The sequence below is a fragment of the Georhizobium profundi genome (assembly GCF_003952725.1).
GTDB classification, from domain to species: Bacteria; Pseudomonadota; Alphaproteobacteria; order Rhizobiales; family Rhizobiaceae; genus Georhizobium; species Georhizobium profundi.
On sequence record NZ_CP032509.1, the window covers coordinates 2,899,863 to 2,925,255 of the forward strand.

Genomic DNA, 25,393 nt, shown 5'->3' on the forward strand with positions numbered 1-25,393 from the left:
CTGTCCGTCTAGCGACGCGAACTATGGCCTATGCGTGCGCCATGCGGCAAGCATGTGACAGAGCGCACGCAATGCACACGATTTCACCGTCAGCCGATCGTGCCGAGAACCGGGAATGTCTCCAGCAGCCAAAACGCAAAGCGCGCCATGCCGCCGGTCAGGAACATGATGCCGGTGAAGACCAGCAGCGCGCCCATGATCTTCTCCACGGCGCCGAGGTGACGCCGAAAGCGCGTGAGGAACCGCATGAAATGGCCGGAGAACGCGGCGGCGATCCAAAACGGAATGGCGAGCCCCAGAGAATAGGCCGAAAGCAAAAGCGCGCCATCGCCCACGGTCTGGCGCGAGGCCGCAACACCAAGGATCGCCCCGAGAACCGGCCCGATACAGGGCGTCCAGCCGAACGCGAAGGCGAGACCCATCACATAGGCGCCGGTCAGCGTCGCCGGTTTGCCTGCACCCTGGAAACGCATTTCCCGGTTGAGAATGCCTATCCGGAAAGCGCCGAGGAAATGCAGGCCCATGGCGATGATGACGATGCCGCCGACCTGCGACAGCAGCATGATGTTGGAGCGAAGGAGCGCCCCGATCTGCGACGCACCGGCGCCGAGCGCCACAAAGACGGTCGCGAAACCAAGCGTGAAGATGACCGCAGCCGGCAACACCGCCCGCCGCGTGCGCATCGCCACCACGGCTCCGCCGACGCCTGCCGGCTCCGCGCGGAAATCTTCGACACTCACGCCGGCCATGTAACAGAGATATGGCGGCACGAGCGGAAGCACGCAGGGCGACAGAAACGAGATCGCGCCCGCCAGGATGGCCGTGAAGATGGAGATATCGGCTATGGTCACGCTATTTTCGGGTCCGCCGGCTCTTCGAATGCCCTGCCTTACCGGATTGCGGCCGTGAAAGGCCAGTCACCTTTTCGCGCACAGCGACGATGTGTCCGATCATGGCATTGTTCAGACGCGGTTTGCCTACGCCAGCGCAACCTTCTCTTCTTGCGCAAATATCGATTGTACAACGCGCACAAGAGGCGCAGCATATCCTCGATCTCCGCAGACAATTGAGATCGAGCATGAGCTCGGCTGGTATCGCAACGCCTTTGAATGGCGTGTGACAGACCTGCACGTCGGCGGACCTTCATGAGCCGCACGATGCCAGCCTAGTCTCTGAAAGAGTCGCTCGTCGTTCTTGCCGACCGAGGCGCGAGTGTAAGAACAGCCTTTGGGATGTCGTCGATCTGACGGATATGAGCAGAACGCCCAATGGCGACCCCTGCAGGATTCGAACCTGCGACCATCGGCTTAGAAGGCGCATAGGAAAGTTGCCGGAACAAAGACAATTCCGACTTTCCCTGTGCGCCCGCAGCGTGAACATTCCGTGAAACTTGGAACGGATTTAGGGCCCAAGCTGCAGTCATCCGCTGGGCAAGTTCGCCGGTCGCGGATCCCGCCCGTCCCAGATGACAACTTCGCCGACCCGGCGCCCCTCACCACCGGCGATGGTGTAAGTCAGCTCCACGTTCGTCATTGCGAAGCGAGCGAAGATGCTTCGGACGTCAGGGCAATCATTCAGCGTGAGAATGAAGCGCCCCTTCAGGACATCAAGCCGGTCCGCGAGCCGCTCGAAGTCGGATCGAGTGAATACGTCGTCGCCGTAGTCCCGCTCGCACCCAAAGTAAGGCGGATCGAGAAAGAACAGGGTGTCCGGTCGATCATAGCGATTGAGAAAGTCACTCCAGTCCAGGTTCTCGATCACCACGCCGGAGAGACGCTCATGGACGTCTTCTAACAGCGGTCCCAGGCGGGTCATGTTGAACCGGGATCCACCCGTCGTGGCCACGCCGAATGACCGGCCGACCACTTTTCCGCCGAAGGCCAGCCGCTGAAGGTAGAGGAACCGCCCTGCTCGCTCCAGGTCCGTGAGCGTCTCCGGCCGGCATTTCAGGAGGCGATCGAATTCGCGACGCGACGAGATCTGGAAGCGCAAAGTCTCCATAAACTGCGGATAGTGCCGCTGAAGGATCCGGAAGAACGTGGCGACGTCGCCGGACACGTCATTGATCACTTCGGCCTTGGGGATCAGGCGCCGGCGGAAGAAGACGCCGCCCATGCCGACGAAGGGCTCGGCATAAAGCGTGTGCGGGATCTGTTCGATGATAGCGGCGAGCCGCTGCGCGAGCTGCCTCTTTCCTCCGATATAGCCGGCCACGGGAGCGACCGGCCGCACCTCTTCAAAAGAGAAGAGAGATTCCATGTTTCTTAACCTTGTAGACGCCACGGTCCCGATGCGCCCCTCGGGGCGTCGGGCGCGGCAACGAAGCCTTGCTGGTTGCTGGACGGGCTGATTGCAGTCTGACCGTCGCGTGCAGCGTTAGCGCGCTGCAGCCGCCCGTCAGCTTCCTGGCGGGACGGCAATTCCTGTTCAAGTTTGGCTCAACGATCAGGCCGGAGCTGATCGGACATCGTGCGGCTGCCAGTCGGCGCGCCTCCGTCCTTTTGGTGTGCTCTGCTCGCCTTCCGGAACCGATCCATCTGGTTTTGTGGATCGAGACGCGGCATCATCGACTTATGACGCCGCCAAAGCTCAAGACCGTGAAGATGAAATACGACCCAGCTGCGCGCCAAGGAGACGGCGCGGACGAGATCACCTTTGCTGATCTGGAATATGTCGGGACCAACGACAATGGCGGGATGTCGCGTGGCAGAGCCAGCCTCATCGCGATCGTCCTGCTCGTCGCCACCTTCACCGGCTTCCACTGGCTGCTCGCCTGATCGATTTGCTTACAGCTCGCGCAGCCGATTGACTCCAGTCGCGAGCGAGAACATTATAGGAACAAATCCCTACTGATAAACATCGATCCGCCGGCTATGCCAGCGGAAGCGGCGGAGCTGTGCCTATGCGAAATGAAAAGATCGGACCGCCTGATCAGGTCGAGGCCATCCTGCTGGCCTATGGCCACGACGCCCGCGCTGCCATCTGCGATCTCGTTGCCGATCTCAACGCACTCTACAGAAGACTGGCTAAGGCCGATGCTTGCATGTCATTCGGCTTCGCGCGCGGATGGCGCGCGATCGAATGGCAGGCGCCTGACGATGAGTAGCTCTCGTGGCGCCCCGTCCAAGACAATGGTGAAAAAGACCTATCCGCACCGCGTCAGGATCGAGGCGGAGGTTCTTCGTTGCAGCGCAAGCCTGGGCGAAACCGATTTTGCCACGCTCTATCGCTTCAAAGCCGCGGTGTTCATTGATGGCGTCGAGTATCTCGATTTCAGGTTCGGTGACCGCGAGGAGGCGCTCCGCTTTGCCGAGAGAACGATTGGCACCTACCTGGAACCCGATCAATGATGCGAACGCGTGAGGCGGTTAGACCTGACCGCCGGCGCGGCGTTCTGAGGTCCCGAGCTGTTCGAGGCTTCCATATCGACGGTGAGCTGGCATCGTGGCATCCTCGCCTCTATGTGCAATCTTTATTCCCTCACCAAGGGCCAGGCGGCAATCATCGAGCTTGCCCGGGCCATGCGCGACCACACAGGCAACCTCCCGCCCCTGCCCGGCATCTTCCCGGACTATCCGGCGCCGATCGTCCGCAATGGAGCCGATGAAGTGCGAGAGCTCGTCATGGCGCGATGGGGCATGCCGTCGCCGCAGTTCGTGCTGAAGGGCAAGAAGGTCGACAGCGGCGTCACGAATATACGCAACGTGAAGAGCCCCCACTGGCGCCGCTGGCTCGGCCCTGCAAACCGTTGCCTTGTGCCGTTCACCAGCTTCTCCGAATACGACACGATCGATGGTAAGAAAGTGCCTGTCTGGTTTGCGGCCGACGAGAGCCGACCGCTCATGATGTTCGCAGGAATCTGGACGAATTGGACGAGCACGAGGAAGGTCAAGGAGGGCGAGATCAACTCTGATCTGTATGGCTTCCTCACCTGCGAGCCGAACGCCGTCGTTGGCGCCGTGCATCCGAAAGCCATGCCGGTCATTCTCACGACTGCAGAAGAAGCGGATGTCTGGTTGCGCGCGGAGTGGTCAGAGGCGGTCGCACTCCAACGCCCCCTGCCCGACGATGCTCTAAAGATCGTGGCTCGCGGTGAGCGCAAAGATGGCTTGGACGGCTGACAACCCGTTAAAATCAGGAGTTTTCCAGCAACGCTCTGTCAGCACCTGTGTGAGACATACGGTTCTCAATACACAGGAAGTGCATGCAAGTGTTGAACCGCCGACGGCGACACAGATCTAGGCTAAGTGCGGAGGAGCGCCTTTACAGTTTCACCGATCTGATACTGCTGATTGCTGCAGTCATGCTGCTTGGAAGCTGCTGTTGTTCGGTGTTCGGCTTCTTCTAGCCCTCTGCACCGGCCGACACGGCTTGTCGCAGGCGGCTGAGATCCTCAAGCGCGCGGAACCTTACGGTTTCGACGTCGCCCGAACGTTCTATCGTTGCCCGTTCGAATTCCTGGAATGACCTCCCGAACTCGGCAGCGCTTTGCGCGGCTGTCGGATGCTTCAAGAGATCGAAGATCAACCGGTGAACTCTTACCCCGCGCTCAGCATCAGGATTTTCCACCGTCATCAGGTAGTCGGAAACATCATTGAAATTCATTGTCGCAGTGCGCCACCGGTCTACGCGTCCCCCGGTGCGCAGTGCAGACGATTTTCAATGTAAATGCAAGTTAAGCTCCAGCTTTCCTCGATGTTTCCTGAATCGTTGGCGCCTCTGTCGAGGCATGTGACCTGGCTTCCTCCTCAGCCATCGCCACTACGTAAGCCAGATAGTCCAGCCCTTCTCGCTTTGCCATCAACTTAAGTTCGGCCAACATAGAAGCCATGTACTCTCGCGTCACATTGGACGTCTGCATGGGTTGCTCCATCTCGAAAACATCCGAGATTTGCGAATATTTTGCTTGCTTGCAAGCCTGTCTTGCACATCGGCCGATGCAATCTGTTGAAACGCACTTTAGCTCTGTAGATTACCCCTACTTTTTAATTGCTTTGACTAGTAGTGCGACATGAGACCCGCGTTGAGCGCGGGTTGGAGTTAGCGCTGCCGGACTGCCTGTCATATCGTCCGACCATCTTTCGGCTGATTCGAGGCTTGCTCTCACATCATTCGCAATGCCTCAATCCAGCCGGCAATTCACACGGCCGACTGCGGTTGGAGAGAGTGCAGAAAGCAACATGATTGAAGCGCTGATGATCACCATGCTGATGACCTTGCCCGACTGCACCGGGCCGAACCGGGCCGAGCGCGGGCTGACTTGTCTTGTCGACGGCGACACCGGATGGGAAAGTGGTCGCAATTGGAGGTACGAGGGAATTGATGCACCGGAGATTAGCCGGCCGGAATGCGAGCGGGAGAAGGTGCTGGGCCACATGGCCACCGATCGGCTGCGGGAGTTGATGGCCGGCGGCTACGAGATCGAGTGGCTGGATCGATCCGGGCGCTATGGGCGCGAGCTTGCCACGATCCGCTTGGCTGACGGGCGAGATGCTGGCGAAGTACTGATCGCTGATGGCCTTGCGCAACGCTGGCCCAATGAGGGCAATATCTGGTGCGGCCGGTAGAAATGAGAAATCCTAAGCCGCCAATGAAGGCGACTTGGGACGTTCGAAAGTGAAAGCAGAATGTTTTTTACGCGTATCGGGATACTCGTCGCTCACGCCCTCTTCTGGCTGAGTTCACTGAGATTGGCTGCAGCGGTAGCGATCGCCTTCTTTTCTCCTGACCTGGAGACAGGCCGAGCGTTCGCTGAACGGTACCTCGCTACAGCCTCCACCGGCGAAGCAATTGACCAGACGTTGATGTATATTGCGATAGCTATCGCTTTGGGTGCGCTGTGCGAATTGAGTAAACGATCGCGCGTCTGATGCCTTGGGCTTGAATATTCCAATGGATCTGTAGGCGCTCAGTCGACCGGCTCCATGATCAATCCAGCCGATCGTTCACATGATCGACCTTCTCGATCAGACGATCGAGCTGTCGCTCCATCCGGCGGGATCGTGCCGCCGCATCCTTCAGAAGCTCCAGCTCAGGCTCTCCGAGATGCACCTTCGTTGAGACCAGAAGCGGATGGTCTGGTAGATCCCGAACGTCATAAGCAGGAGGTGGTGGCGCGTGCCCACGCTTGGTGATCACCAGTCCGATCAGCGTAAGAAGCGGCACGACTAGCGCACTGCCCAACGCTGTGACCGCGGCCGGATTGTTCAGCAGTTCGATCAGCCAGCGCGGCATCCCTCGTTCCTTTTTCGTGCGATGTCGATCGTGGAGCGAATGATCGCCATGGCCTCGAAGATGGTCCAAAGCAGGTAGCCGCTTGCGATGATGGTGAGGCCGAGCTGCCAGAAGAAAAAGCAGTGCAGGCCCTGATAGGCGAACGCGAGCACGCCGGTGGACCAGCGAAGCCGAGGCGATCGCTTCCAGCGGCCGTTGATGACGGTGCCGGCGATGCGCGCGACCCCGATGCCGAGCGTTAGCAGTCCCCAGGCAAGCGCGTGATCAACGAAGGGAAAGGTCCGGTAATAGCCGACCGCCATACCGCCTAGGAAAAGGATCGAAAACGCGCGCGACACGATCTGCAGGCCGAGTACAATCTCGACCAGACGCCAGCCATCGCCATAGAGATACTCGATCCAGAGCCCCTCGATCGACGCTCGGATCGAATGATGCCTCACCTTCTGGCCGTCCATCAGCCCGGCTCCGCGTTTTTCGGCGCTCTGTAGCTGCCGACAGCGCCGGCAACGGCCCCGATCGCTGCCGTAACGGCTGCGATAAACTCTGGCGTCGTGAACGCCGGCGGCAGCACATCGGCGGCGACGACGGCTGTCCAAAGTGCGCCAGCGATCGCTGCCCACTTTGCGGCGCCAACTGCCTTGGCAGACTGCTCGACAGGCGACGCAGGTCGAGGCACCTGGATTGCTGGCTTTGCAGTTTCGCTTCCACTGAGAATAGCAGGCGTCGGCATCGGCATGGCAGCCTCCTCTTTAACGATTATGGGTTCGGGTGAGAGCGTCGCGTCGATCGCGGCGAAGGTCTGCGGACCGGCATAGCCGTCGACGACGATGCTCGCGGCGCGCTGGAAGGACCGGAGAGCGGCATCGGTGACCGGCCCGAAGATGCCATCGACCGCGCCGGCATAATGCCCGAGGAGCTGCAGGCGCATCTGAATCGCGCGCACCGGTGCGCCGCGCATACCCGGCGATACCATCTTGACGCCGATCGGCGGCAGCGTGTCGACGGCCGGCGCCCAGGGCGTGTCCGCGATCTTCGCCCATTTGGCATAAGCCGCAGCCATCCGGCCGTGGTAATTATGCTTGGCATAGCCGGGCCCGTTATAACCCCGAGCCAGATCCTCCCAGCGATGATTGCGCAGGTGATCATCGAGATTAGCCCCGATCAGGAAGTCCACGATGGCTTCGAGGTGATGCTCCTCGTCTTCCATGAAAGCCCAGACCATGTCCTGCGGGCTTTCGTAGCCAACCATGGCGAAGTTTTCGCCGAGGATCTGGCCAAGACCCCAGGACGCGGCCTTGAGCGCCGCGGTCTCATCAATCGCCATGGCCTCGACCAGCCGCGGGTAGCTGTCGCTCGGATAAAGCTTCTCACCCCACCGGGCATAGGCGAGGCCAGCCTTAACCGCCTTTGAGCGCCTCGCCGGCGTCAGGTTGCGATGGAAAACATGCGGCTCGAATAGCATCTTCGGCCTGCCCTGCCGGTCGAAGCCGGAGCCGGCCGCCTCCACATCCATGAAGGCGTGCAGCTCGTCTTCGCCCACGCCGATGCGATGACCGATGCGCGGCAGGTCGATGTCATCCAGACGTCGAGCCGCGCCCCGGAACGAATTCCAGTCGCTCATGATGATCTCCAGAGATAGGGGATGGCCCAGCGGTGACGCGCCTGGGTTGCGCGGAATTCAGCCGGTGCTACTCTTGCGCCGGGCTTCGGGGGAATTCGGATGAATGAGAACTTCGAGATTCGCGCAATCTTGACTGAGTTGGCCGATCGACTTGATCGAGCCGCGCGAGGTGATGGTCGACTTCAAACACACGTCAGCGCCGAGGATCGATCCGCACGCCACATAGCTTTCGAATGTCGACGTGCTGCTGGTCGAATGGGCAATGAGCCACTGATAAAGGAATGGGTAGCTTTCCTACTCGGAGCATCCCGCACCTTAGCTGATGACCAGTTGAAGATTGACTTGGTCGGGTTCCAGGAGCGCCTGGCAGTCCACTGTGGCCCCTTCTCCGAAATCGATCTGGCAGCGAACCAGGATCTGTCCATCGAGACGGTGGCGCATGCGCGCTATCTGGGGGGCGAAATTGAAAATGATTTCGAGCATTTGGATGGCAAAGTTCGGTGGGCACCGACAGCTTCGCAGAGATCTGGGGAAAGACGATGAATGCGAACACCGAGATCCGCTCGATCTTGAACGAGATCGCCGATCAGCTGCATCCGGTAATGCCGGGCGATGATGCCATTGAGGCGCATCGGCGCATTCAGGAACGAACTCCCCATCGAATGGCCATCGAATGCCGCCGTGCCGCTGCCCTGCCAGGCGACCGGCCACCAAAAGAATGGGTGGCGTTCTTGATCATGGCGTCTCGCACGTTGAACGACGTCCGGTTCAATCTGCATCTGGCCGAGTATCAGGAGCGCCTCGAAGGCTTCTATGGCCCCTTCGATCCCCAGGACATGAAGCCCGATACCAACAACTTCGACCGAGGCCGGGCAGAGTTGCTGCGCCAAGTGCAAGCTCCTCAGGGCTGATCGGGCTCGGTTTCAGCGGCCGGATCCGCCGTCACCGGCGCCGGCTGCGTCACGGTCGCGGAGGTCGGGATCGCCCAGAGCGTCTGCCCGTCATTGAACGAAATGACATCGCCGTCGGCCATCTCGAAGTGTCGGCCCGAGCCATCCGCCCTTGCCTTCACGACGTTCGCCAGCTCGACTTCGCTGCCGTCCGTCATCTTCACGCGATAAGTCTTCGTTTCCATGGTCTCGTCTCCAGTTGCGGACGCGTGGCGTCAGTGGGTGGTGGTTTCGGCCGGCGCTTCATTGCCTTGGTCGACGGCGCCGATGGCCTGCTGCGTGCGGTGCAGCTGCATCGCGGTCTCGATCAGCTTGACGTCGAGATCGTCGACGCGGCGCTTGTAGTGGTTGATCAGCGCATAGGTGGTGGCCAGCTCCTGATCCTTGGCAGCGATCACGCGCTGCAGTTCGTCGACGACGGCCGTGTCGGCAGCCGGCCGCTTTGCCTTGTCAGACATCGGAGGTCCTTTGTGTTTCGAGGGTGAATGGTTGGCGAGCGGCAAGGCTCATTTCTTCCAGAGCAGCAGCTTGCCCACGAGGCTCCAGCTTGCCGTCGCTGTGCCGCCCATGTTGGAGTTGAGGATTTGAAGGACGTACTGACCCGATGATCCAGGGCTCTCCCCTGTGTCCATCGCAAAATCGCGGACTATCGAGACGTTGGCGCTGTTCGGTCCCTGGTTCTGACCTTGCAGCGAATAAAGCTGGCTCACCCAAATCTCTTGCCCTGTGTCGACACGAAAAATTCGAGCCTGGATATTCGCGCGGCTGCTTGTTGCGCCGTTTGTCGAGAGTGTGAAGGACCCATCAACCTGGACGAAGCCACCGACGAGCTTCGGCGTGTTCAATGTCGCGACAGTTGTATAGTTGCGGCTCAGACCCGAGTAAGAACCCGCATTCGATATCGCAGCCGGCTCGGTCATCGACTTGAAGCCGATATTGCTCTCACCGACGATCAGCGAGCCGATGTTCGCGTTTGAGATATCGACATTGCCGAGAACGGCGCTGATGGCCGCCAGGCTTCCGACGCTAATCTTGGCCGCCGTGACCGACCCCGCAAGGATCTTGTCGGCCGTCACGGCATTGGCAGCGATCTTGTCGGCAGTGACGGCATTCGCCCCAATGCTCGCCGCCAGGATCGCCCCGGCAGCTACCTTGGCGGCGATGACTGAGCTCGCCGCCAGTTCATTGGCCGAGACGGCGCCAGCCGCGATCGTCGTCGTTGTCACGGCATTGGTGGCGATCTTGCCGGCAATGATCGATGCTGCGAGGATCTTGTCGGCCGTGACCGCATTGGTGACGATGCCGTTGCTGTCGACCATCGTGCCGCCGCCGGGCGTGTAAGGCGTCAGCTCGGTGACACCGGCCGGTACTTCCGAGATCATCGGCTTGTGAAGGAACATGAAGCTGTTCGTCGACGACAGCGTCCCCCATTTGCGCAGCAGCGGACGCACCGACACGGCGTTCGCCGGCGCAACGGCACGAACCCCATAGCGAGGCCAGGCATCAGGCGCGTTGCTGTCGGACGAACCTTCAGGCAGCAATCCAGTATTCGGTGCGCTCAAGGAGTTTCCCGCAGCGTCGTACCATTGCAGATAGAACTGCGCGTTGCAGCGATGAAGCGAGACGTAAGCGGATAGCTCGTAGGTTGCTCCAGGCTTTACCGGGAACCGTTGATTGGCCGACCCCGACGTACCGTTGCCATCGTTCGGCCGGTTCGTCGTGATGTCGGCATACCCGTCTGTCGCGGTGCCGTTCTGGAAGACCTGAAGCGTGCCGGTCGGGCGGCCCCAGTCTGCGGCGGGTGACCTTTTGGACAAACTGCTTTGAGCACCGACGCTGCTCGCGGCATTGAGCAGCCAGTGGTCCGCACCCTGCGAGAAGTCGGTGTTGTAATAGAAGTTCCCACCGAACCCGACCGCCATCTTGGCTGCGGTGATGGCACTGGCAGCAATCTCGGTTGCCGTTACCGCTCCAGCGGCGATCGTGGCCGTCGTCACAGCGTTCGCGGCGATCTTGCCCGCGACGATCGCATTGGCGGCAATCTTGTCGGCGGTGACCGCATTGGCGGCGATCTTCGAGGCGACGACGGCGTTGGCCGCAAGCTTGTCCGCGATGATCGCACCGTCGACGATCAGGTTGCCTTCCTTGCGGCGGAAGGCGCCGATGTAGACGATGTTGGTCTGAGCCGTCGTGTCCTGTCGGAGGAAGTAGACTGCGAAAGCCGCATAAGCTGCCGTGGCAGGCGGCGTGAGCGTCGATTCGTAGCGTGTGACGCCGGCCGGCACCGACCCGCTGAATGTCGTCGAGTAGCCTGCCCCGACTTGAGCACCATAGGCGTCATACCAGTTGAACCGGATCCACGCCGTCGAGGTGCCAGCAGCCGCGCGCCACAGGTCGCAAATCTGCTGGTACTCCTTGCCGCTCTCGACAGGAAAGCGCTTGGAGATGAAGGCCGCATAGCCCGTTCCGCCGGCCGGATTGAAACGAGCGACCCACGGGTTCTTGAAGTTCGAGACGTTTGAATTCTGAGTGAAGTTGATCTCGGCGCTGAACGACCAGGACGACGTGTTTTCCAGCGAACTGTCGGGAACGAGGTTTTCCGTGTCCGACACGACGATTTCGCGGGTCGAAACGCTGTCGGCCGCGATTTTGCCCGCCACGACAGCATTGGCAGCGATCTCATTCGCGGTCACCGCACCCGCCGCGATCGACGCAGTCGTCACGGCGTTGGCTGCGATCTTGCCCGCAATGACCGAGCCGACGGCGAGCTCGTTGGCTGTGACCGCTGCAGCCGCGATCTTCGCGGTCGTGACGGCGTTGTTCGCGAGAGCGCCATTCGTCACAGCGTTGACGGCGAGCTTCGCAGCCGTGACAGCGTCGGCGGCGAGCTTCAGCTCGGTGACGGCATTGTTCTGCAGACGGCTGGCATCGATGGCCGATGCCGCGATCTTCGCCTGGGTGACCGCGCTGTTGGCGATCTGGGCGCTGACCAGTTCGCCGCTGATGTCGACGGCTTCAACTTCCTTCGTCCATGCGCCGTCGGTAAAGCGGTAGAGCTGCCCATCAAGCGTCCCGACGCGGCCTTCACTGTTGCCGGTCGCGGGCAGGCTTCCGGAGAAATTCTCGACCGGGCGGAGCCCCGACGCGAACTTCGTCAGCGTGATCGCGGCGTCCTGGATCTTCGCAGCGGTCACCGCACCGTTCAGGATCTTGTTCACGCTGATCGCGTTGTCTGCGACTTTCTGCTGCGTGATGGCGAGATCCGCGATCTTCGACGCCACCACCGCATTCGAGGCGATCAGCTCCTGGATCACGGCCGCCACCTGGATCTTCGCCGAGGAAACGGCGCGATCGGCAAGCTTCAGCTCGGTGATCGTAGCATCGAGAATGTCGCTGCCGGTGAAGGCGATGTTGAGCGTGCGAACGGGCAGCCAGCCCGACCAGGCCGTGTCGCGATCCGATCGCGGCACGTAGCGCCCACGGACGAGATAATCCTCGTTCGGCAGCAACCCTTGTGAGATGACGATCGCGCCGGCTTCCGGTTCGTCGGTCCGGCCGCGATAGATGACCTCCAGCGTCTCAGTGAGCGCGACTTCGAAGGCGACGGCATCGACGTCGGGCTGGTCGCCGTCCCATGAGAGGCGGATCGCCGGCCGCCGGCCCGTGCCGCTCGCGTCCTCGATCTGCCAAGCCTGCGCGAACCAGTCGACGATGACTTGCGGCATCGGGCGGACCGGCCCGAGAGAGCCCGAGACCGGCGGCTTGAACTCGACACCGCTGTTCCAGTCATAGTCGGCCGGATCGACTTCCGTCAGATCGACCATGACGTCGAGGTTAGCGCGATCGACAACACCGTCGACCCGGAAGAGCTTGGCCACATAGCCGTTGCGCGCGCTTGTCCAGGCGACGATATCGCCCGGCTCGAGCGGCCAGAACTGCGGTGGCAGCACAAAGGTGTGCCGGCGGGCGCGCTGCGCTTCCTCCAGCGCCGACTTCATCAACCGCTGTACCTGCTCGGCATAGGGCACGAAATCGAGCGAGACATCGGCCATCAGGCGGCGATTGCCAGCCAGCGCCTCCAGGTCCACGCGATAGAGCGGCGGCGCGACTTTCGTGTTCCAGCCATCGGCCGGCGATGGATAGCGCGCGGAGACGCCGTTGATCGTGTCGGCGAGGCCAAAGAACGGCGTGAAGCTCTGCTCTTCCGTAGACAGGATGTCATCATCGGTGAACGACATGACCGGCGCGTCGGGCGCGCCGAGGTGCAACTTGTAGACGCCGCCGATCTCCGAGACCTTGCCTTGGCAAGCCGTCAGGAAGGCGTCGATCGCATCACCGAGTGCGACGTTGACCTCGATCTCACCGCCGGACAGATAGGTCGGGACGGTCCCGTCGGCGCTTTCGATGCCTGCGCGGCATTTCTCGATCTGGCCAATCCAGTGAGCGACCGGCAGCTGCGCAGCGGCCATGTTCTGCAAGCCATAGAGCCACTCGCCACCATAGGTGATACCGCTCTGAAGTGCGTAGAGCTGCACCGCCGGCAGAAAATCCCCGTCCCCGCCCCAGGTTGATGAATCGCCCCGGCGATGCGAACCCACGCCGCCGACCGTGCTGTCGCGTGACGGATCATAGAGTTTTGCTCCATGCAGGCCGAAGCGGAAGGACGGAATGCCGGAGAAGAGGTTCTTCGTAACCAGCGAAGTGACGACGACATAGGGGATGCCGCGTCCGATGCGCTTGTCGCTGTAGGGCCGGTTGGCCGAAGAAACGCGCGACACGAGGAACGGATCGGCTGCGGTCTGGGTGCCGTCGTAGAACCGGATCCACAGATTGTCGTGGCCGTCCTTGAAATACTCGGTGACCGGAAAGCCATACTCGGGGTGCGGCGTCTCGCTGATCGTGCAGAGCTCGCCATTCACCCAAAGCTCGACCAGGTCCTGCACCGGATAGTCGGCAAGCTGGATCACCTGCGTCAGGAAGGCGTTGTCGGTCTCACCAAGTCTGCCCCAAGTGTTCGCATACTGGAGCGAGCCAGCCGTTGCCGTGTAGCCAAAGATGATCGAGCGCGGCAGATCACCGCCTGCCTGTAGTTCGGTCGTGACGGAGAACTTCTGCTCTGCAGGCTTGCCCGCGAGTGCCTGGCCAAGCAGGCTCGTGCCGACGCCCACGGCCGTCTTGAGCACGAACGAGCCGATAGTGCCGAGGCCGCCGATAAAGGCCGAGACAGCTTTGAACGCCGTGCCGATCGCCGCAGCGATGCCCGAGAAAATGGCCATGAATTGTCCTGGGTGCCGAGACTAAAGCGTCTTCGAGAAATGCAGTTCGGCCGGCTGGTAGCCGAGCCTCTGATACAGTGCGGTCGGCTTAGGGTCAGACCCCAGCCCTGCAAGCGAAATGATCGCGCACCCCTGCTCCACCGCCCATCGTTCATAGGCGGCGACCATCGATCGCGCCGAGTGGCCGCGATGGGCAGGATCGATCCACCAGCAGAGCTCGCCTGCCATGCGGATGCCAGAGAATGGGTGCTCGACAGCGTGCGCCATCAGAACGCCGACAGGACGATCATCACCCTCGGTTACCAGGCAGAGCCGATCCGGCGCCGCCTGATAGGCCAGGAACTGTCGCTCAGCGTGAGCCGGACTGAAATGGAACGGCAGATCGGCGGCCGCGTGAAACCGCTTCAGCATGGCAACGACCGCCAGCCGATCCTCAATCCTTGCTTCTCGGATCATCAGAAGATGCCGAGGAACTTCTTGCGCTTCGGCGCCGACGGCACGCGTCCCTTGACTGTGCCCCAGAAGATCTCGAACTCACCGGCCGTCGAGGCATCGAGGCAGAACTCGTCTTCAGGATCGCGCAGCTTCTGGCTTTCATGGCTGCGCGTCTCGGTCGAAGCCCGTGTTAGTTCCTGTGTGTGCGAGACACAGCGCAGATCCACGCTGCCTTCCGCGTTTTCGGCGGGCGTGTTGATCTCGACCACATCGACAAAACCGATGAAGCGGCAGAAGGCCGGCGCTACCAGCTGGCGGGTGTCCGGGTTGAACAGCCCGCGATAGATCTCGACCGGTGCCTGCTTGATATCGTAGCCGCGCACCAGATCCTGGACGCGATCAACGACCTGGCTCATGCGGATGGTGACGGCTTGAACCGAGAGAGTGTTGACGGCCGGAATGTCGCTAATCTGGATCAATGTGCCGGAGCCGTACCAGTCCCGGCTTTCCACGAGGCCGGTCAGTGGATGGATGATCTCGGCCGACACGTTGCCGACACCCGACCAGTTGCCATCTGGGACAAGCTCTCCGGTTTGCCGATCACGTGCCACGATCCAGAGAAAATCACGGGCGACCAGCCGGCGCGCCTGCAAAGCGGCTTGAACCTCGGGAGAGACGGACCGCATCAGCGTGCCTCCATCGCGCGGAAGCTGATGGCGCCCCAGCTCGTCGACGGATCGGCCGGCGAAACGATCGACCCTGGCTCGATCGCCATGATGCAGTAAGGCCGAAGCACGGACACCGGGGCGCCGGCAGCGACGCCGGGCCAGAGATGGGGCCGGATCTCCAGCAGCGACGTGTTACCCAGCGCGGTAACGGTCCGCGCCTCTATCACACGGTGGAGATCCTGGTTGCCGATCCGCAGCATATCGCCGACCGAGACTTGGAAACCCTCAGGGAAGCCGGAGAGAGAAACGGCTTTGCGGTTGACGCCGACGCTGCCGATCGTGCCGGCGCCCGAGAATGCCTCCCCCGTTGGCCACGCGCCATTCGGGTGCGCAATCGGATAGGAGCGCGACATGGAATAGCCGCGAAACGTCTGAAGCCCGTCTTCGAGCGCGTCGAGGCGGGCCCGCCAAGCGTCGAGCTCATTGATCGTGAGGGCGCGCGACACTGCCGACAGCCGCCAAAGGGGCCCGCCGAAATCCTTGACGATCGTTCGGCCGCCAGCGGTGCGGCTCTGCTCGCGTCGCCAGAAGAGGTCAAAGTCCGGCGTCCAGCCGGGAAACTCCGCCAGAAGATCCATGGGATAGCTGATCGCCACGATCAGTACCCCTTGATCCGGTCGCGCGGCATCTGCTGCACTTGCCGCGTGATGCGCGCAGGCAGCTCCGATTCCAGCCGGGCCAGTTGCCCCTGGACGCGCGCCAGCCCTTCTCTGTCCGCACCGCGGGCATCGATCGAGATCGACACGGGCGCGCTGATGGACGAACCATCCAGCCCCGAAAGATCATGGTTCGGAATCACCTGTGAGCCGCGCGGCAGGTTGACGAGTTCCTTGCCGCGCTCACCCACCCAGGCCAGGCCACCCGGAGCACTGTCGGTTCCATTGGCAAAGCCCGGCGCACCGATGAAGCTGCCGTAGGTCGTGTTCGCTTTGAAGGCGGGAGCCCCGCCAAAGATTGCCGAGAGAAGACCGCCAACACCTCCACCGCCGCCGTTGCCCTTACCGAGGGCGGCGAACAGGTCTGAATAAGCACCCTTCCCCGTGAGGGCCGATTTCACGATTTCGATGGCGAGCTTCTTGAACGCATCGGCAGCGTCTTCCGTGCCAGCGATCACGTTGCCGAGGGCGTCAACCGCATCGGTCGACAACTGATCCATGCCATCGGCAAAATCCTTGCGTGCCGCCTCGACGGCCTCCAGCGCTTCGGTCTCGCGATAGATCTGTTCGTTGAGGGCAACGACTTGGCGGCGCTCTTCATCGGTCGCCGCCGCGCCTGCCTGACGCGAAGACGCTGCGGCCCGCTTGGCTTCCTCCGTGGCGTGGACAAGCGTGAGTTCTTCCTGCAGATCTGCGATGAGCTTGCGAACTGCATCTCGCTCACGCTCCATCGAGCTGGCATTTCTCGAACTCCCTCCACCGCCCGAATTGCTGACGGGTGCTGCCGGAACGACAGGGTTCTCCAGCTGCGAGCGTTGCCGGGCCAACCCAAGGCGAAGATCCGCTTCAGCGCGTTTGCGCAATTCCTCGGTGATCTGGTCGACTTCCCCGCGGCTTTTCTCGATCTGCAGATCAAGCGGTCGGCCGAGGAAGCCCGGCAGTCTGGTACGCCGTTCCTCCGCTTCGGCAAGATTGCGTTCCGCGAAGTTCAAACGCGAGCGCAGGTTCTCGGTCGTCCTGTCTTCAAAGGCGCGAAACTCGTCGATAAACCTTCCAAGTGCGCTCGCCGCTTCGATAATGGCGACCTTCAATCCCGTGCTGACAGTGGTGGCAAGCGCCCCAAACTTCCGATCGAGTTCGTCAGCCCGGTCGATCAGCTCCTCGCTCATCACCAGTCCGAGCCGATGGGCTTCGTCAACCGTCGCGCGGATGCCGTCTTCACCTTGCTCGATCAGCTGAACGAAGCGTTCGCCGCCCGTCCCCCCGAAAATTTCATCGGCAAGCCGGATCTGGGCAGATCGGTCAAGCTGTTCCAAACGACCAATGATCTCGATGAACAACTCATTCGGTCGTTGAAGCTTTGTTCTTAGTTCCTCGGCGTCATAGCCGAGACGCTGGAAGGCTTCCGCGGCCGATCCTTTGCCGGTCGTGATGAATTCATCGGCACGAAGGTTCAGTTCCTTGATGCCGTCCGTCAGGCTGTCGACGCCGATCCGGTTTTGCTCGGCAACATATTTAAGTTCCTGGAAGGAACGCACGTCGACACCTGCACGGCGTGCTTCATCGCCGACGAGCGCGATGCTCAGCGCAACCTGACGAACACCAACCGCGGCGGCTCCAAGCGATGCCGCGCTGAGGGCCACAGGAAGACCAGCCGCACCAGCGATGCCCGCTGCCCCGGTCCGGATCTTGGCTGCAATGTTGGCGAAGGATCGCGCAGCGGCCTGCCCGGTCTTGTCGGAATCGGATCGCACGCGCCGCAGTGCATCGTGGAACCCGCGGGCATTGGCATCAATGTGAGCCGTGATATCGGGACGAGGCATCGCAGGTCGCCTTCAATTTTTCGGATTGCGGATGGAGGGTCGCTTGCCGTGGACGCGAGCGAGAAACGCGATGTCCTGACGCGAGACGATCGGTGCGGGATCGAAGCGACCGGAAGCACCGTCCATGGCGAGAGCATATTCGGTGAACGTGGCCGCCCAGAACGTGGCAGGCGACCAGGCAAAGCCCTTCGGCGAGGTGGCGACGCGAAACATCACGCCCAAGCGATTTGCGATCGAGACGTCGCTCGAGCTCAGGGCTTTTTTGCCTTTGCGTTGCCGCCGCCCCTCTCGTCCATCGCCTTTTCGGCCTGGCGCAACATCATCTCGACGTCTTCGACGAGCGGCACGGAATCGCGCACGCTTCTGCCCTTTTCCAGATGTGCGGTTAGCGCGGCTTCGATGGCAACGCGCCACGCTTCCTGGTCGGCGGACGACAATTGCTGAATCGCGGCAAGCGCCAGTCGGTCGGCTTCGTCCCGATCGGCGTGGATCGTCAGGATACGGATTGCGCAGGCAACCGTGTAAGGCTCGAAACCGAGAAGCCGACGATAGAGCTCATCCATGGAATCGCAGGCGAGCGCCCGGGAGAGTTTGGCCAGCCGCCCGAATTCGACTGCGATGACGATGTCGGTGGTGCCGATCCGAAGCGGCGCCTCGCCTCTCAGGATGTTCGCGTCCATCAGGGCACCAACGCCTCGAAGGCGACGTCACCCGACATGACGAAGCGAAAATCGCCTTGCAGCTCGCCCGTCTTTTCGCCGGAAAGCGTGATCGAGAAGAGCGCGTCCCCTTCGAAGGTTCCGACGCCCGGTGCCGACACCTGGTAGGTCTCGGTGACCTGGTTGACGCTGTCGGCGACGAGCTGTCGCAAGGTCGCGTCGTCGACAAAGGCGCCGTTGCCGGTAAAGCGGATCGTCTGGATCCCATACATGAAAGCGGCATGCAGCGGCCCGCCCGGATTTGTGCAGGACGGTTTCGTGATGTCGATCTCCTCATTGTTGATCTCAAGCGAACGCTGCTCGGTAATGCAGACGAGGACGAAGGCGCCGGCGCCATCGGAACGGGAAATAGTCAGATTTCGGCCGAGAAGCGGCATGGGTGGCTCCTTGTGAGACGGGTGATGGAATGAGGGTGGTCGCTGCACAGTCGACGGCGCCTAAAGCGCAGCGACTTCCGGATCCGCAGCGAGTGTCGTGTAATGTGTGGCGTAGACCAGGCGACCGACGCCGAGCGGCAGGCCAGTTTCGCGATCGACGAAGAATTCCGTTGCCTGGAGGAGAGCTTCGATTGCGATGCCGTCGAGCGCGATGGCCTCGCCCATCGCTTTTTCGACTTCGACGCAGATCCGGTCGAACTCGGACTCCGGATCGAGATCGCGCAGGTGGACGATGATCGACAAAGCGAGGCGGCGATCATATCCGTCAGCCCCGGCAGCATTGGCCATGGGTCGGATCTCGGAGCGCTCGCCAGCATCGGCCCAGGTCAGCGTGATCGCAGGCAGCATCTCCTGCGGGATTGCCCGCACCCGCCCGCGTTCAACCTTGCCGGCGGCGGCGAAGTCCGGGATTGCCGATAGCTTCCCCTTCACAGCACCGAATATCTGTGAGCGACGATGCATCAGCTCCGGCCGATGTCCGACAGAAGTTGATCGGCCGCGCGGCGGGAATAGCCAGCGCCAATGAGCTTGTCGGACAGACCGCGCTCGTTGCCGACCAGACGGCGAGCATCGAGGCGGGCTGCCGTCTTCAACTGCGTCGGAAGCTGTTCCCAGATCCGCGCGCCGACGATCTCGGAGAAGTTATGCCGAGCTTTCTTCTTGGCCGGGCCCTCGCCATCCGACGCAAGAGCCTGGGCCAGCTCGGCTACCGGTGTGCTGGTGCTCGCGGTGGTGCCAGCTGGCAGTGCCGCAACCAAGACCGATTTGCTATCATTGTCACTCATGGTTTGGTCCTTTGTCAGATGTCGCCATCGAGGATGAAGCGCAGCATGGCGCGGCCATCGTCGAGGCGGTTGCCGATGCGATAGGAGGTGCCGGAAATCGTGACGCTGTCGCGGCCGGTGACGGGCGGAACGGCAAGCAGCCGAGCATCGACCGCCAGGGCGTGACGCGTTCCTTCGATCGCCTGCCCGCCTTCGTCGCCCAGATCGATGTCACGACGTTGCCGCAACCTAGCCCTGACCGCTGGCTGGCTGACGCCGTCGATCGTGAACACGGCGTCGACATTGCCGAAGGCGGCCGTGATGGCCGCCCCCATGCCGTCGAACACCGTCGGCCGCGGCGGAATCATTTCGCGGCGGCTTCCAGTTCCTTGACGCGTGCGGCAAGCACGCCGGTATCCGCCTCAGCTTCAGCGAGCTGCCCCTTGAGGGCTTCCGTCTCATCCCTCGCCGTCTTCAGCTCTTCCAATGCTTCGGCCTTCTCAGCCTCGAGCACCGCGATGCGGCGATCGCGCTCGGCGATATCTGCATCGGAGGTTTCGGCTGGGGTACCGATGACGGAGTCGCCGGCATAGAGGCCAAAACTCTCAGTCAGACGGCTGACATCCTCATCGGACAGGCCGTCCTTTCCGCCCACCGGGACAGGTTCGCCCGGCTGGTAGGTTTTCTTGGCGAGTTTCACCTGCACGTTCAGCTTCACTGTTTTTTTCGACATTGTCTGGCTCGTCCTTGCTATGCGCAGCCTCGGCGAGCGGGGGAGACCTCGCACGCCAAGGATTGCACTGGAATGATGGGGAAGCTCTCTGTCGGGGCGCCTTAGCGAACCAGGGCGAAGAGCGACGCGTTGGGTTCAGGCGCGATCGGCAACGGTGCCGACTGGGTCTGGACGATCGTGCGCGAGGGGTTCTTCTCGGTCCACATGTCAGGATAACGCTCGATCGAGACAAGCACCTCGTTGTCGAGGATCGCGCCATAGGCGAAGTGGCCCATGAAGCCGAACGGATCAAGGACGCCGACGCCGTAGCTCGGCCAGAAGTTCTTCTTCACGCCGGCCTCGGTGTAGGGCTGCGAATACTGGACGAAGGTGAGCTGTCCGATCGTGCCAAGCACTGTATGATAGCGCCCCTCAGCACCGGTCGAGACCGGGCCGAGCTGGAAAAGACCGCCATCGGCGCGGCGATTGTCGAGCGCTTCGAGGAATCGCGGGCTGCGCTTCAGGTAGCCGGCCGCACCGGGACCGAGGAGGACTTCGCGGGCCGTGAAGCCATCGGTGTCACCGAGAAGCTGAACCCAAAGCTCGATGTCGTCGAACGGATCGACGTTCTCCTCGCCCCAACGGGCGGCACCCGCCAAAGCGATGCTGAGAGCAGGATCCCGCCCGAAATTCACGGTCTGGGTCGGATAGTCCTCGCCCTGCACGATCACCTGGCCGGTGCGGATGACCTGGGAGCACATGGCCTCTTCGCGGCGCGTGATGCGCAGATCCTGGTCGTCGACCATGACGGCGAGATTGTAGGCATAGCGCTGCGCCGGCGTCATATCGCCGGCAGGCCGTTCGCCGGGCATGCGGATCATGTTCTGGCGAGGGCGAAGCGTGTTCTGAGGCTTGACATAGGCGGGCGTGAAGCTGGTCGCTTTGAAGCCCCGATTGGCGGAATCCTTGCCCGGTACATCCGGATGGACGAAGGGCGCGAGCTCGCGGTCGGGCAGGATGCGGTCGAAGATGATCTCCTCGCTGTCGGAGAGCACGGTCGTGCCGAAAAGCGTATCGCGAAGAAACGCCTCCGGCCGGTCGCGTGGCGGCAGAACCTGGATCAGTTCGGCCGTATTGAGAAGGATATCGGGCATGGGTGGTGTTCCCCTGTAAGAAGGTTGATGCGGCGACGCGGGTGCCGATGCTGCTATTTCAGGACGCGGACGAAGAGCGCCGTTCCGGCAGCCCGGAAGGCGGTCTCGACGGTTGCAGGCGTGTGGCCGGCGCCGAGCGTCAACTTGGTGCTATCGAACGCTCCACCGGCATAAGCGGCTGCGACGACCGGTGCGGCGGTGGCATCGACGTCGAACGCGAGAACCAGTGCAGGATCTTCCGAACCGTCGACCGCCGCCGATGCGGAGAGCACGTAGCTGTCGGTCGCGGTGACGCGGCCGAGGACCGCGCCACGCGGCAGGTCCTGACCCTGGGCGATCGTGATGTTGCGGGTCACGACCTGGACATCGGAAACGAGAAGATCGTTCGGAGCGAAGGTGGCTTCAGCCATTGGATTAGCCCTCCTGGGACTTCCGGCCGTGCATGGCCGAGATGGTGTTGCGAACACCGGCAATCAGAAGCTGCCGGTCGTTGGGTTGGCGCCCGCCATTGCCGGCGCCGATCTTCGGGCTTTTGCCTTGCATGCGATCGCCAAGACGACCTCTCCCGTCCTTGCCTTTCGACTGACCGTCGAGACTGAGCAGCGCGCAGGCCTTTTTTGCTGGCATGCGGTGGTCGGCACTGAAGGCGAGCTTTGCCGCAAGCTTCGGAAAGGTCTCCGCGCCTGGATGCGTCAGGATCGTAGCGATCCGCTTCTGCTCCGCCGCAATGAGCCGGCGATCGCGCGCCGACATCGACTTCTCGTCGGTCTCGTCACCCTCGGCAGAGGGATCGTCCTCATCATCCTCGGCGGATGTCTCCTCCTCATCTTCACCCGAGGTGTCGTCGTCCTCTTCGGCTGCGGGATCTTCGTCCTCGTTGGCCCGAGCCTCCTGCTCGTCATCCTGCATGACGTCGTTGTCTTCCTCTTCGGACAGACGGTTTCGGCCGGTACCGCGCGTTGCGGCCCGGATAGCGCTCATGAGCGACATCCAAGTCTCCTGGGTTTTGGGGAAGTTTCTTTGTGGGTGGTTCAGTCTCAGACGCCGGCGGCGTCCATCTCTGCAATGAACGCGGCGAGCGCGTCTTCCGGCAGCGCTACGGCGTCGACCAGGCCGACAGCAACGGCTTTGGCACCGCGATAGACGGCCGCCTCGGTCGCAAGCGCGTCGTCTCGTGTCAGACGCGATCCCCGATATCGGCCGACAGCGTCTGCGAATTCGACGCGCATGGCCTCCATCTCGGCGATGCTCTCGGCGTATTCCTCCTCGCTCATCGCTTCGAACGGTCCCGGTTTCGCCTTCTTGGCGCCAGCACGCAGGATCGTGACGGTCATTCCTTGCTTGGCAGCCGCGCCGCTCATGTCGACATGCATGGAGATGACGCCGATCGAGCCGGCAAAACCGGTGGACGGAATGATGATCGAGCGGCAGGCTGAAGCGATGAGGTAGGCAGCCGAACAGGCGTGGTCGGTCAGGATGGCGATCGTCGGCTTCTGAAGCGACAGACGATGCAGCTTCTCGGCGCAGGCAAAACAGCCGTCGACCATACCCCCGAAACTGTCGACCTCGACGACTAGCCCCTTGATGCTGTCATCGCTCGCCACTTCCTCCAGCTGCGCCGCGATCCCCTCATAGCTCGTGACGCCGGAGGATTGGCCTATGTGGGTTCCCTTGTTGGCAAGGGATCCTTCGACCTCGATCAGTGCGACCGCGCCGATCCGGTGAGGCGTGGCGGCGCTGGTCCCGTCCGACGCGCGCCAGCGGTTGAGCCGCTGTGGCAGGATGCCCATGTCGCCGACGCCCTGAAGGTCGATGTCGACCGCCCCGCCAAGGATACGGGGTCCGAAGGCGCGCGCGATGACATCGGCCTTGGCGACGTCAAGCATCAGTGGTGTATTGAACATCCGCGCAGCGATTTCCGGCATGGCAATCATCGGGCAGAGTTCCTCCGGATCGTCGGAATGCCATGGGCTTTACGGCGACCGTTGACGTCGTCTTCGATCTCTTCATCCTGATCGACATCGGCATTTTGCGACGTCGGCCGCGGCTGTCCGCCAGCCTCTGGTATCGTCAGACCGAGTTCGCTGTAATAGCGCTCTTCGCGCGCCCGCTGTTCCGCGTCCATTTTCCAGTCGCGCCCTTGTTCGGCCGCTTCCTGCTGACGCGTGGTCAGATGGCTTTCCAGCCGCTGGCTCGCAGCCTGTGCTTCGCGAAGCGGATCGATCCAGCCACGGCCGGGCCCGATCCATTCCGCATGGCACCAGGCAGCCGGGTTTTCTTCGAAGGAGACGGCACCCGACGGAAGCTCAACCAGACCCTTGTCGAAGATCTCCTCGAGGAACGCGCGATAGATCGGCGCCATGAATTGGGAGGCGAAGCCGCCCTTCTTGGCCGTAAGGCCGCGCCAGATTTCGAGAAGTGCCGCGCGCGCGGATGAATAGTTGACCTGCGACCAGTCCATGGTGAGCTGCTCATAGGTCAGGCCGATCGCACTCGCGATCTTGCGCAGCGCTGCATTGACGAAGACTTCGAAGTTCGCGTTCGGATGCTCGGGCCTCGTCAGCGTGGCCTTTTCGCCGGGCTGAAGCGTGTTGATACGCACACCTGGAAGATCGATCGGAGCCGCGCCATAGAACGCCTTCTGCGCGTTGGCGATCTCACCGAACATACCGGCCACCGCCGACTGGCTTCCGTCGCTGCCGAGCGCGTCGAGCAATTCCTCCGGGTCGAAGGGCGTTTCAATAAATGCGGCCATTACGGCATTCAGAAGTGCCGCCTGGCTTTCATAGTCCTCGTAGTCGGTCGACTGTTTGATCGAACGCATCACCGGCGCCCAGTCGGAGACGCCGCGTGTCATGCCCGCCCGCTTCTGCTCGAAGGCATGGATGACGACCGGACGGCCCCACTCGGTCTGGCGTTCGATATAGTCCCACTGCCAGAGATTGGCGCGGCCATGGAAATAGTCGCCCGGGTGAGACCGGCGGAAATGATAGCCGGTCGGCGCTCCGTAAATATCGATCGCGACGCCGTCGCGCAGAAATTCTTCATCGAGCCTGCCCATGGGATTCGAGCAGCGGGCGGGATCGACGATCTGGATCGCGGTCTGGAAATGCGGAGCATTCTCGTGCCAGACAAGGAGCCCAAAGGCCTCGCCTTCAGGGCCGAAGCGGTTCCGTGCTGCAAGACCGAGAAGCCCCGCCATCGACTTGGAGCGCTCGGCGTCGCACCATTTGTCGACGTCTTGGGTGTAATCGCGCCACAGCGCCTCGATCCTGTCGGCACAGTCCTCGGCCTGCTCGTAGCTCATGTTGAGCGACCGATAATTCGGTTTAGCCGAGAGCGTCCAACCCGAGCCGACGATGTTGTCGACGAGGCGCGACGTACCGGCTGCGCCCCAGCCATCGTTGCGGGCAAGATCGTTCAGACGGTCGGCCAGCGCGGGACGGGAATACGAAAGCGCGGACTGTCCGGAATAGGTTCCGGCGTTCCAGTTTGCGAAGGACGGGTGATCGTGTGAGGCACCCTGATAGCTGCCCTGAAGGCCGGAGCGAGCGTTGCGAACGCGAGCTGCGCGGCGAAGATGGGCTGGGACGGGCTCGCCATCGGCGCCGTAAATGACGGGACGGGTGTCAGCCATCAGAAGCGCACCCCTCGCGAACGCGCCCGCGCGGATGCCCGCAGACCGAGCTTTGCCTCCAGGGTCCGCACATAGTGCCGCAACTGACCGACATTGGCCGGGCTGTAGCTGACGCTCTCGCCATCATAGGCGACACTCGCGGTCTGGCCGCCGATCTCGACGCGATGCAGAGCTGCCTGTGCCTCAGCGAGTTGGGAGACGACGACGGCGCGCTCCTCCACCGTGAGAACCTGATTGATCGACATTG

At 62.1% G+C, this 25,393-nt stretch carries 33 protein-coding genes; 7 read left to right on the forward strand and 26 right to left on the reverse strand.

What is annotated here, in order from left to right; all coding sequences use genetic code 11:
* Positions 1-89: 89 nt before the first annotated feature.
* Together D5400_RS13870 and D5400_RS13875 are read right to left on the reverse strand one after the other, a co-directional pair.
* Complete coding sequence (locus D5400_RS13870) at positions 90-851, reverse strand: cytochrome c biogenesis CcdA family protein (protein ID WP_126010555.1); 762 nt, start codon at positions 849-851, stop codon at positions 90-92.
* A 568-nt stretch (positions 852-1,419) separates the two neighbouring features.
* Positions 1,420-2,259: a DNA adenine methylase gene (locus D5400_RS13875; protein WP_126010556.1), complete on the reverse strand. Its 840-nt coding sequence runs from the start codon at positions 2,257-2,259 to the stop codon at positions 1,420-1,422.
* A 344-nt stretch (positions 2,260-2,603) separates the two neighbouring features.
* Between D5400_RS13875 and D5400_RS21195 the strand changes: the two genes are divergently transcribed.
* The 4 genes from D5400_RS21195 to D5400_RS13890 all read left to right on the forward strand — a co-directional run bounded on the left by D5400_RS21195 (position 2,604) and on the right by D5400_RS13890 (position 4,121).
* Positions 2,604-2,777 (forward strand): hypothetical protein, encoded by a 174-nt coding sequence (locus tag D5400_RS21195; protein ID WP_164527895.1) that lies wholly within the window; start codon positions 2,604-2,606, stop codon positions 2,775-2,777.
* A gap of 125 nt (positions 2,778-2,902) precedes the next feature.
* Entirely contained in the window at positions 2,903-3,106 is a 204-nt protein-coding gene (locus tag D5400_RS13880; RefSeq protein ID WP_126010557.1) for a hypothetical protein, read from the forward strand.
* A complete protein-coding gene (locus D5400_RS13885) occupies positions 3,099-3,350 on the forward strand; it encodes a hypothetical protein (protein WP_126010558.1) in 252 nt (83 codons plus the stop codon). The genes D5400_RS13880 and D5400_RS13885 overlap by 8 nt, the downstream gene beginning before the upstream one ends.
* 111 nt (positions 3,351-3,461) lie before the next feature.
* Complete coding sequence (locus D5400_RS13890; RefSeq protein WP_126013289.1) at positions 3,462-4,121, forward strand: SOS response-associated peptidase; 660 nt, start codon at positions 3,462-3,464, stop codon at positions 4,119-4,121.
* Positions 4,122-4,344: 223 nt separating this feature from the next.
* On the opposite strand, the gene D5400_RS13895 is transcribed toward D5400_RS13890, so the two are convergent.
* Complete coding sequence (locus D5400_RS13895; RefSeq protein WP_126010559.1) at positions 4,345-4,605, reverse strand: hypothetical protein; 261 nt, start codon at positions 4,603-4,605, stop codon at positions 4,345-4,347.
* A gap of 575 nt (positions 4,606-5,180) precedes the next feature.
* On the opposite strand from D5400_RS13895, the gene D5400_RS13900 reads away from it, so the two are divergent.
* Positions 5,181-5,567: a thermonuclease family protein gene (locus D5400_RS13900; RefSeq protein WP_245451298.1), complete on the forward strand. Its 387-nt coding sequence runs from the start codon at positions 5,181-5,183 to the stop codon at positions 5,565-5,567.
* A 361-nt stretch (positions 5,568-5,928) separates the two neighbouring features.
* Here the strand turns inward: D5400_RS13900 and D5400_RS13905 are convergent, their stop codons facing one another.
* From D5400_RS13905 to D5400_RS13915, 3 genes are read right to left on the reverse strand one after another with little or no spacing between them, the layout of a single operon-like run.
* Positions 5,929-6,234: a hypothetical protein gene (locus D5400_RS13905; protein ID WP_126010560.1), complete on the reverse strand. Its 306-nt coding sequence runs from the start codon at positions 6,232-6,234 to the stop codon at positions 5,929-5,931.
* Positions 6,219-6,689, reverse strand: a complete 471-nt coding sequence (locus D5400_RS13910; RefSeq protein ID WP_126010561.1) for a hypothetical protein — start codon at positions 6,687-6,689, stop codon at positions 6,219-6,221. The genes D5400_RS13905 and D5400_RS13910 overlap by 16 nt, the downstream gene beginning before the upstream one ends.
* Positions 6,689-7,855 carry an N-acetylmuramidase domain-containing protein gene (locus D5400_RS13915; protein ID WP_126010562.1) on the reverse strand — a complete coding sequence of 389 codons (1,167 nt, stop codon included), beginning with the start codon at positions 7,853-7,855 and terminating at the stop codon, positions 6,689-6,691. The genes D5400_RS13910 and D5400_RS13915 overlap by 1 nt, the downstream gene beginning before the upstream one ends.
* Before the next feature lie 99 nt (positions 7,856-7,954).
* Between D5400_RS13915 and D5400_RS13920 the strand changes: the two genes are divergently transcribed.
* On the forward strand, positions 7,955-8,398 hold the full coding sequence (locus D5400_RS13920; RefSeq protein ID WP_126010563.1) for a hypothetical protein: 444 nt from the start codon (positions 7,955-7,957) through the stop codon (positions 8,396-8,398).
* 26 nt (positions 8,399-8,424) lie between these two features.
* Entirely contained in the window at positions 8,425-8,766 is a 342-nt protein-coding gene (locus D5400_RS13925) for a hypothetical protein (RefSeq protein ID WP_126010564.1), read from the forward strand.
* Here D5400_RS13925 and D5400_RS13930 read toward each other — a convergent pair.
* From D5400_RS13930 to gpW, 20 genes are all read right to left on the reverse strand, one after another.
* Positions 8,757-8,990: a hypothetical protein gene (locus D5400_RS13930; RefSeq protein ID WP_126010565.1), complete on the reverse strand. Its 234-nt coding sequence runs from the start codon at positions 8,988-8,990 to the stop codon at positions 8,757-8,759. The two genes, D5400_RS13925 and D5400_RS13930, sit on opposite strands and share 10 nt — an antisense overlap.
* A 30-nt stretch (positions 8,991-9,020) precedes the next feature.
* Positions 9,021-9,263, reverse strand: a complete 243-nt coding sequence (locus D5400_RS13935; protein WP_126010566.1) for a hypothetical protein — start codon at positions 9,261-9,263, stop codon at positions 9,021-9,023.
* A gap of 48 nt (positions 9,264-9,311) precedes the next feature.
* On the reverse strand, positions 9,312-14,081 hold the full coding sequence (locus D5400_RS21370) for a phage tail protein (protein WP_205665464.1): 4,770 nt from the start codon (positions 14,079-14,081) through the stop codon (positions 9,312-9,314).
* A gap of 21 nt (positions 14,082-14,102) precedes the next feature.
* Entirely contained in the window at positions 14,103-14,537 is a 435-nt protein-coding gene (locus D5400_RS13945; protein WP_126010567.1) for a GNAT family N-acetyltransferase, read from the reverse strand.
* Positions 14,537-15,202 carry a hypothetical protein gene (locus tag D5400_RS13950; protein WP_126010568.1) on the reverse strand — a complete coding sequence of 222 codons (666 nt, stop codon included), beginning with the start codon at positions 15,200-15,202 and terminating at the stop codon, positions 14,537-14,539. Before D5400_RS13950 ends, D5400_RS13945 begins: the two co-directional genes overlap by 1 nt.
* The gene (locus tag D5400_RS13955; protein WP_205665465.1) at positions 15,202-15,840 is read right to left on the reverse strand and encodes a hypothetical protein; all 639 of its coding nucleotides are present in this window, start codon (positions 15,838-15,840) and stop codon (positions 15,202-15,204) included. The genes D5400_RS13950 and D5400_RS13955 overlap by 1 nt, the downstream gene beginning before the upstream one ends.
* Positions 15,841-15,842: 2 nt before the next feature.
* A complete protein-coding gene (locus D5400_RS13960; RefSeq protein ID WP_126010569.1) occupies positions 15,843-17,723 on the reverse strand; it encodes a tail tape measure protein in 1,881 nt (626 codons plus the stop codon).
* Positions 17,724-17,735: 12 nt separating this feature from the next.
* Complete coding sequence (locus D5400_RS13965; RefSeq protein ID WP_126010570.1) at positions 17,736-17,945, reverse strand: phage tail assembly chaperone; 210 nt, start codon at positions 17,943-17,945, stop codon at positions 17,736-17,738.
* Between the two features lie 29 nt (positions 17,946-17,974).
* Entirely contained in the window at positions 17,975-18,403 is a 429-nt protein-coding gene (locus tag D5400_RS13970; RefSeq protein ID WP_126010571.1) for a hypothetical protein, read from the reverse strand.
* A complete protein-coding gene (locus D5400_RS13975) occupies positions 18,403-18,819 on the reverse strand; it encodes a phage tail tube protein (RefSeq protein ID WP_126010572.1) in 417 nt (138 codons plus the stop codon). The genes D5400_RS13970 and D5400_RS13975 overlap by 1 nt, the downstream gene beginning before the upstream one ends.
* A gap of 60 nt (positions 18,820-18,879) precedes the next feature.
* Complete coding sequence (locus D5400_RS13980) at positions 18,880-19,341, reverse strand: hypothetical protein (protein WP_245451299.1); 462 nt, start codon at positions 19,339-19,341, stop codon at positions 18,880-18,882.
* A complete protein-coding gene (locus D5400_RS13985) occupies positions 19,341-19,664 on the reverse strand; it encodes a hypothetical protein (protein ID WP_126010574.1) in 324 nt (107 codons plus the stop codon). Before D5400_RS13985 ends, D5400_RS13980 begins: the two co-directional genes overlap by 1 nt.
* 14 nt (positions 19,665-19,678) lie before the next feature.
* On the reverse strand, positions 19,679-20,011 hold the full coding sequence (locus D5400_RS13990; protein ID WP_245451300.1) for a head-tail joining protein: 333 nt from the start codon (positions 20,009-20,011) through the stop codon (positions 19,679-19,681).
* Positions 20,008-20,376 carry a hypothetical protein gene (locus D5400_RS13995; RefSeq protein WP_126010575.1) on the reverse strand — a complete coding sequence of 123 codons (369 nt, stop codon included), beginning with the start codon at positions 20,374-20,376 and terminating at the stop codon, positions 20,008-20,010. The genes D5400_RS13990 and D5400_RS13995 overlap by 4 nt, the downstream gene beginning before the upstream one ends.
* Before the next feature lie 101 nt (positions 20,377-20,477).
* Positions 20,478-21,509 carry a major capsid protein gene (locus D5400_RS14000; protein ID WP_126010576.1) on the reverse strand — a complete coding sequence of 344 codons (1,032 nt, stop codon included), beginning with the start codon at positions 21,507-21,509 and terminating at the stop codon, positions 20,478-20,480.
* A gap of 53 nt (positions 21,510-21,562) precedes the next feature.
* Positions 21,563-21,919, reverse strand: a complete 357-nt coding sequence (locus D5400_RS14005) for a head decoration protein (RefSeq protein WP_126010577.1) — start codon at positions 21,917-21,919, stop codon at positions 21,563-21,565.
* Between the two features lie 4 nt (positions 21,920-21,923).
* Complete coding sequence (locus D5400_RS14010) at positions 21,924-22,490, reverse strand: hypothetical protein (RefSeq protein ID WP_126010578.1); 567 nt, start codon at positions 22,488-22,490, stop codon at positions 21,924-21,926.
* 56 nt (positions 22,491-22,546) lie between these two features.
* Complete coding sequence (locus tag D5400_RS14015) at positions 22,547-23,443, reverse strand: S49 family peptidase (protein ID WP_126010579.1); 897 nt, start codon at positions 23,441-23,443, stop codon at positions 22,547-22,549.
* Positions 23,440-25,146: a phage portal protein gene (locus D5400_RS14020; protein ID WP_126010580.1), complete on the reverse strand. Its 1,707-nt coding sequence runs from the start codon at positions 25,144-25,146 to the stop codon at positions 23,440-23,442. The genes D5400_RS14015 and D5400_RS14020 overlap by 4 nt, the downstream gene beginning before the upstream one ends.
* Entirely contained in the window at positions 25,146-25,391 is a 246-nt protein-coding gene (gpW, locus tag D5400_RS14025; protein WP_126010581.1) for a gpW family head-tail joining protein, read from the reverse strand. Before gpW ends, D5400_RS14020 begins: the two co-directional genes overlap by 1 nt.
* Positions 25,392-25,393: the final 2 nt, after the last annotated feature.

Excerpts from the sequence above, each read along its gene's own strand:
- D5400_RS13915 (WP_126010562.1), bottom strand. The coding sequence starts at position 7,855 with ATGAGCGACTGGAATTCGTTCCGGGGCGCGGCTCGACGTCTGGATGAC.
- D5400_RS13960 (WP_126010569.1), bottom strand. The coding sequence starts at position 17,723 with ATGCCTCGTCCCGATATCACGGCTCACATTGATGCCAATGCCCGCGGG.
- D5400_RS13905 (WP_126010560.1), bottom strand. The coding sequence starts at position 6,234 with ATGCCGCGCTGGCTGATCGAACTGCTGAACAATCCGGCCGCGGTCACA.
- D5400_RS13990 (WP_245451300.1), bottom strand. The coding sequence starts at position 20,011 with ATGATTCCGCCGCGGCCGACGGTGTTCGACGGCATGGGGGCGGCCATC.
- D5400_RS13930 (WP_126010565.1), bottom strand. The coding sequence starts at position 8,990 with ATGGAAACGAAGACTTATCGCGTGAAGATGACGGACGGCAGCGAAGTC.
- gpW (WP_126010581.1), bottom strand. The coding sequence starts at position 25,391 with ATGTCGATCAATCAGGTTCTCACGGTGGAGGAGCGCGCCGTCGTCGTC.
- D5400_RS14020 (WP_126010580.1), bottom strand. The coding sequence starts at position 25,146 with ATGGCTGACACCCGTCCCGTCATTTACGGCGCCGATGGCGAGCCCGTC.
- D5400_RS13935 (WP_126010566.1), bottom strand. The coding sequence starts at position 9,263 with ATGTCTGACAAGGCAAAGCGGCCGGCTGCCGACACGGCCGTCGTCGAC.
- D5400_RS13910 (WP_126010561.1), bottom strand. The coding sequence starts at position 6,689 with ATGGACGGCCAGAAGGTGAGGCATCATTCGATCCGAGCGTCGATCGAG.
- D5400_RS13895 (WP_126010559.1), bottom strand. The coding sequence starts at position 4,605 with ATGAATTTCAATGATGTTTCCGACTACCTGATGACGGTGGAAAATCCT.
- D5400_RS13920 (WP_126010563.1), top strand. The coding sequence starts at position 7,955 with ATGAATGAGAACTTCGAGATTCGCGCAATCTTGACTGAGTTGGCCGAT.
- D5400_RS13950 (WP_126010568.1), bottom strand. The coding sequence starts at position 15,202 with ATGCGGTCCGTCTCTCCCGAGGTTCAAGCCGCTTTGCAGGCGCGCCGG.
- D5400_RS13875 (WP_126010556.1), bottom strand. The coding sequence starts at position 2,259 with ATGGAATCTCTCTTCTCTTTTGAAGAGGTGCGGCCGGTCGCTCCCGTG.
- D5400_RS13890 (WP_126013289.1), top strand. The coding sequence starts at position 3,462 with ATGTGCAATCTTTATTCCCTCACCAAGGGCCAGGCGGCAATCATCGAG.
- D5400_RS13995 (WP_126010575.1), bottom strand. The coding sequence starts at position 20,376 with ATGTCGAAAAAAACAGTGAAGCTGAACGTGCAGGTGAAACTCGCCAAG.
- D5400_RS21370 (WP_205665464.1), bottom strand. The coding sequence starts at position 14,081 with ATGGCCATTTTCTCGGGCATCGCTGCGGCGATCGGCACGGCGTTCAAA.
- D5400_RS13900 (WP_245451298.1), top strand. The coding sequence starts at position 5,181 with ATGATTGAAGCGCTGATGATCACCATGCTGATGACCTTGCCCGACTGC.
- D5400_RS21195 (WP_164527895.1), top strand. The coding sequence starts at position 2,604 with ATGAAATACGACCCAGCTGCGCGCCAAGGAGACGGCGCGGACGAGATC.
- D5400_RS14005 (WP_126010577.1), bottom strand. The coding sequence starts at position 21,919 with ATGGCTGAAGCCACCTTCGCTCCGAACGATCTTCTCGTTTCCGATGTC.
- D5400_RS14000 (WP_126010576.1), bottom strand. The coding sequence starts at position 21,509 with ATGCCCGATATCCTTCTCAATACGGCCGAACTGATCCAGGTTCTGCCG.
- D5400_RS13975 (WP_126010572.1), bottom strand. The coding sequence starts at position 18,819 with ATGCCGCTTCTCGGCCGAAATCTGACTATTTCCCGTTCCGATGGCGCC.
- D5400_RS14015 (WP_126010579.1), bottom strand. The coding sequence starts at position 23,443 with ATGATTGCCATGCCGGAAATCGCTGCGCGGATGTTCAATACACCACTG.
- D5400_RS13880 (WP_126010557.1), top strand. The coding sequence starts at position 2,903 with ATGCGAAATGAAAAGATCGGACCGCCTGATCAGGTCGAGGCCATCCTG.
- D5400_RS13985 (WP_126010574.1), bottom strand. The coding sequence starts at position 19,664 with ATGAGTGACAATGATAGCAAATCGGTCTTGGTTGCGGCACTGCCAGCT.
- D5400_RS13885 (WP_126010558.1), top strand. The coding sequence starts at position 3,099 with ATGAGTAGCTCTCGTGGCGCCCCGTCCAAGACAATGGTGAAAAAGACC.
- D5400_RS13970 (WP_126010571.1), bottom strand. The coding sequence starts at position 18,403 with ATGGACGCGAACATCCTGAGAGGCGAGGCGCCGCTTCGGATCGGCACC.
- D5400_RS13945 (WP_126010567.1), bottom strand. The coding sequence starts at position 14,537 with ATGATCCGAGAAGCAAGGATTGAGGATCGGCTGGCGGTCGTTGCCATG.
- D5400_RS13980 (WP_245451299.1), bottom strand. The coding sequence starts at position 19,341 with ATGCATCGTCGCTCACAGATATTCGGTGCTGTGAAGGGGAAGCTATCG.
- D5400_RS14010 (WP_126010578.1), bottom strand. The coding sequence starts at position 22,490 with ATGAGCGCTATCCGGGCCGCAACGCGCGGTACCGGCCGAAACCGTCTG.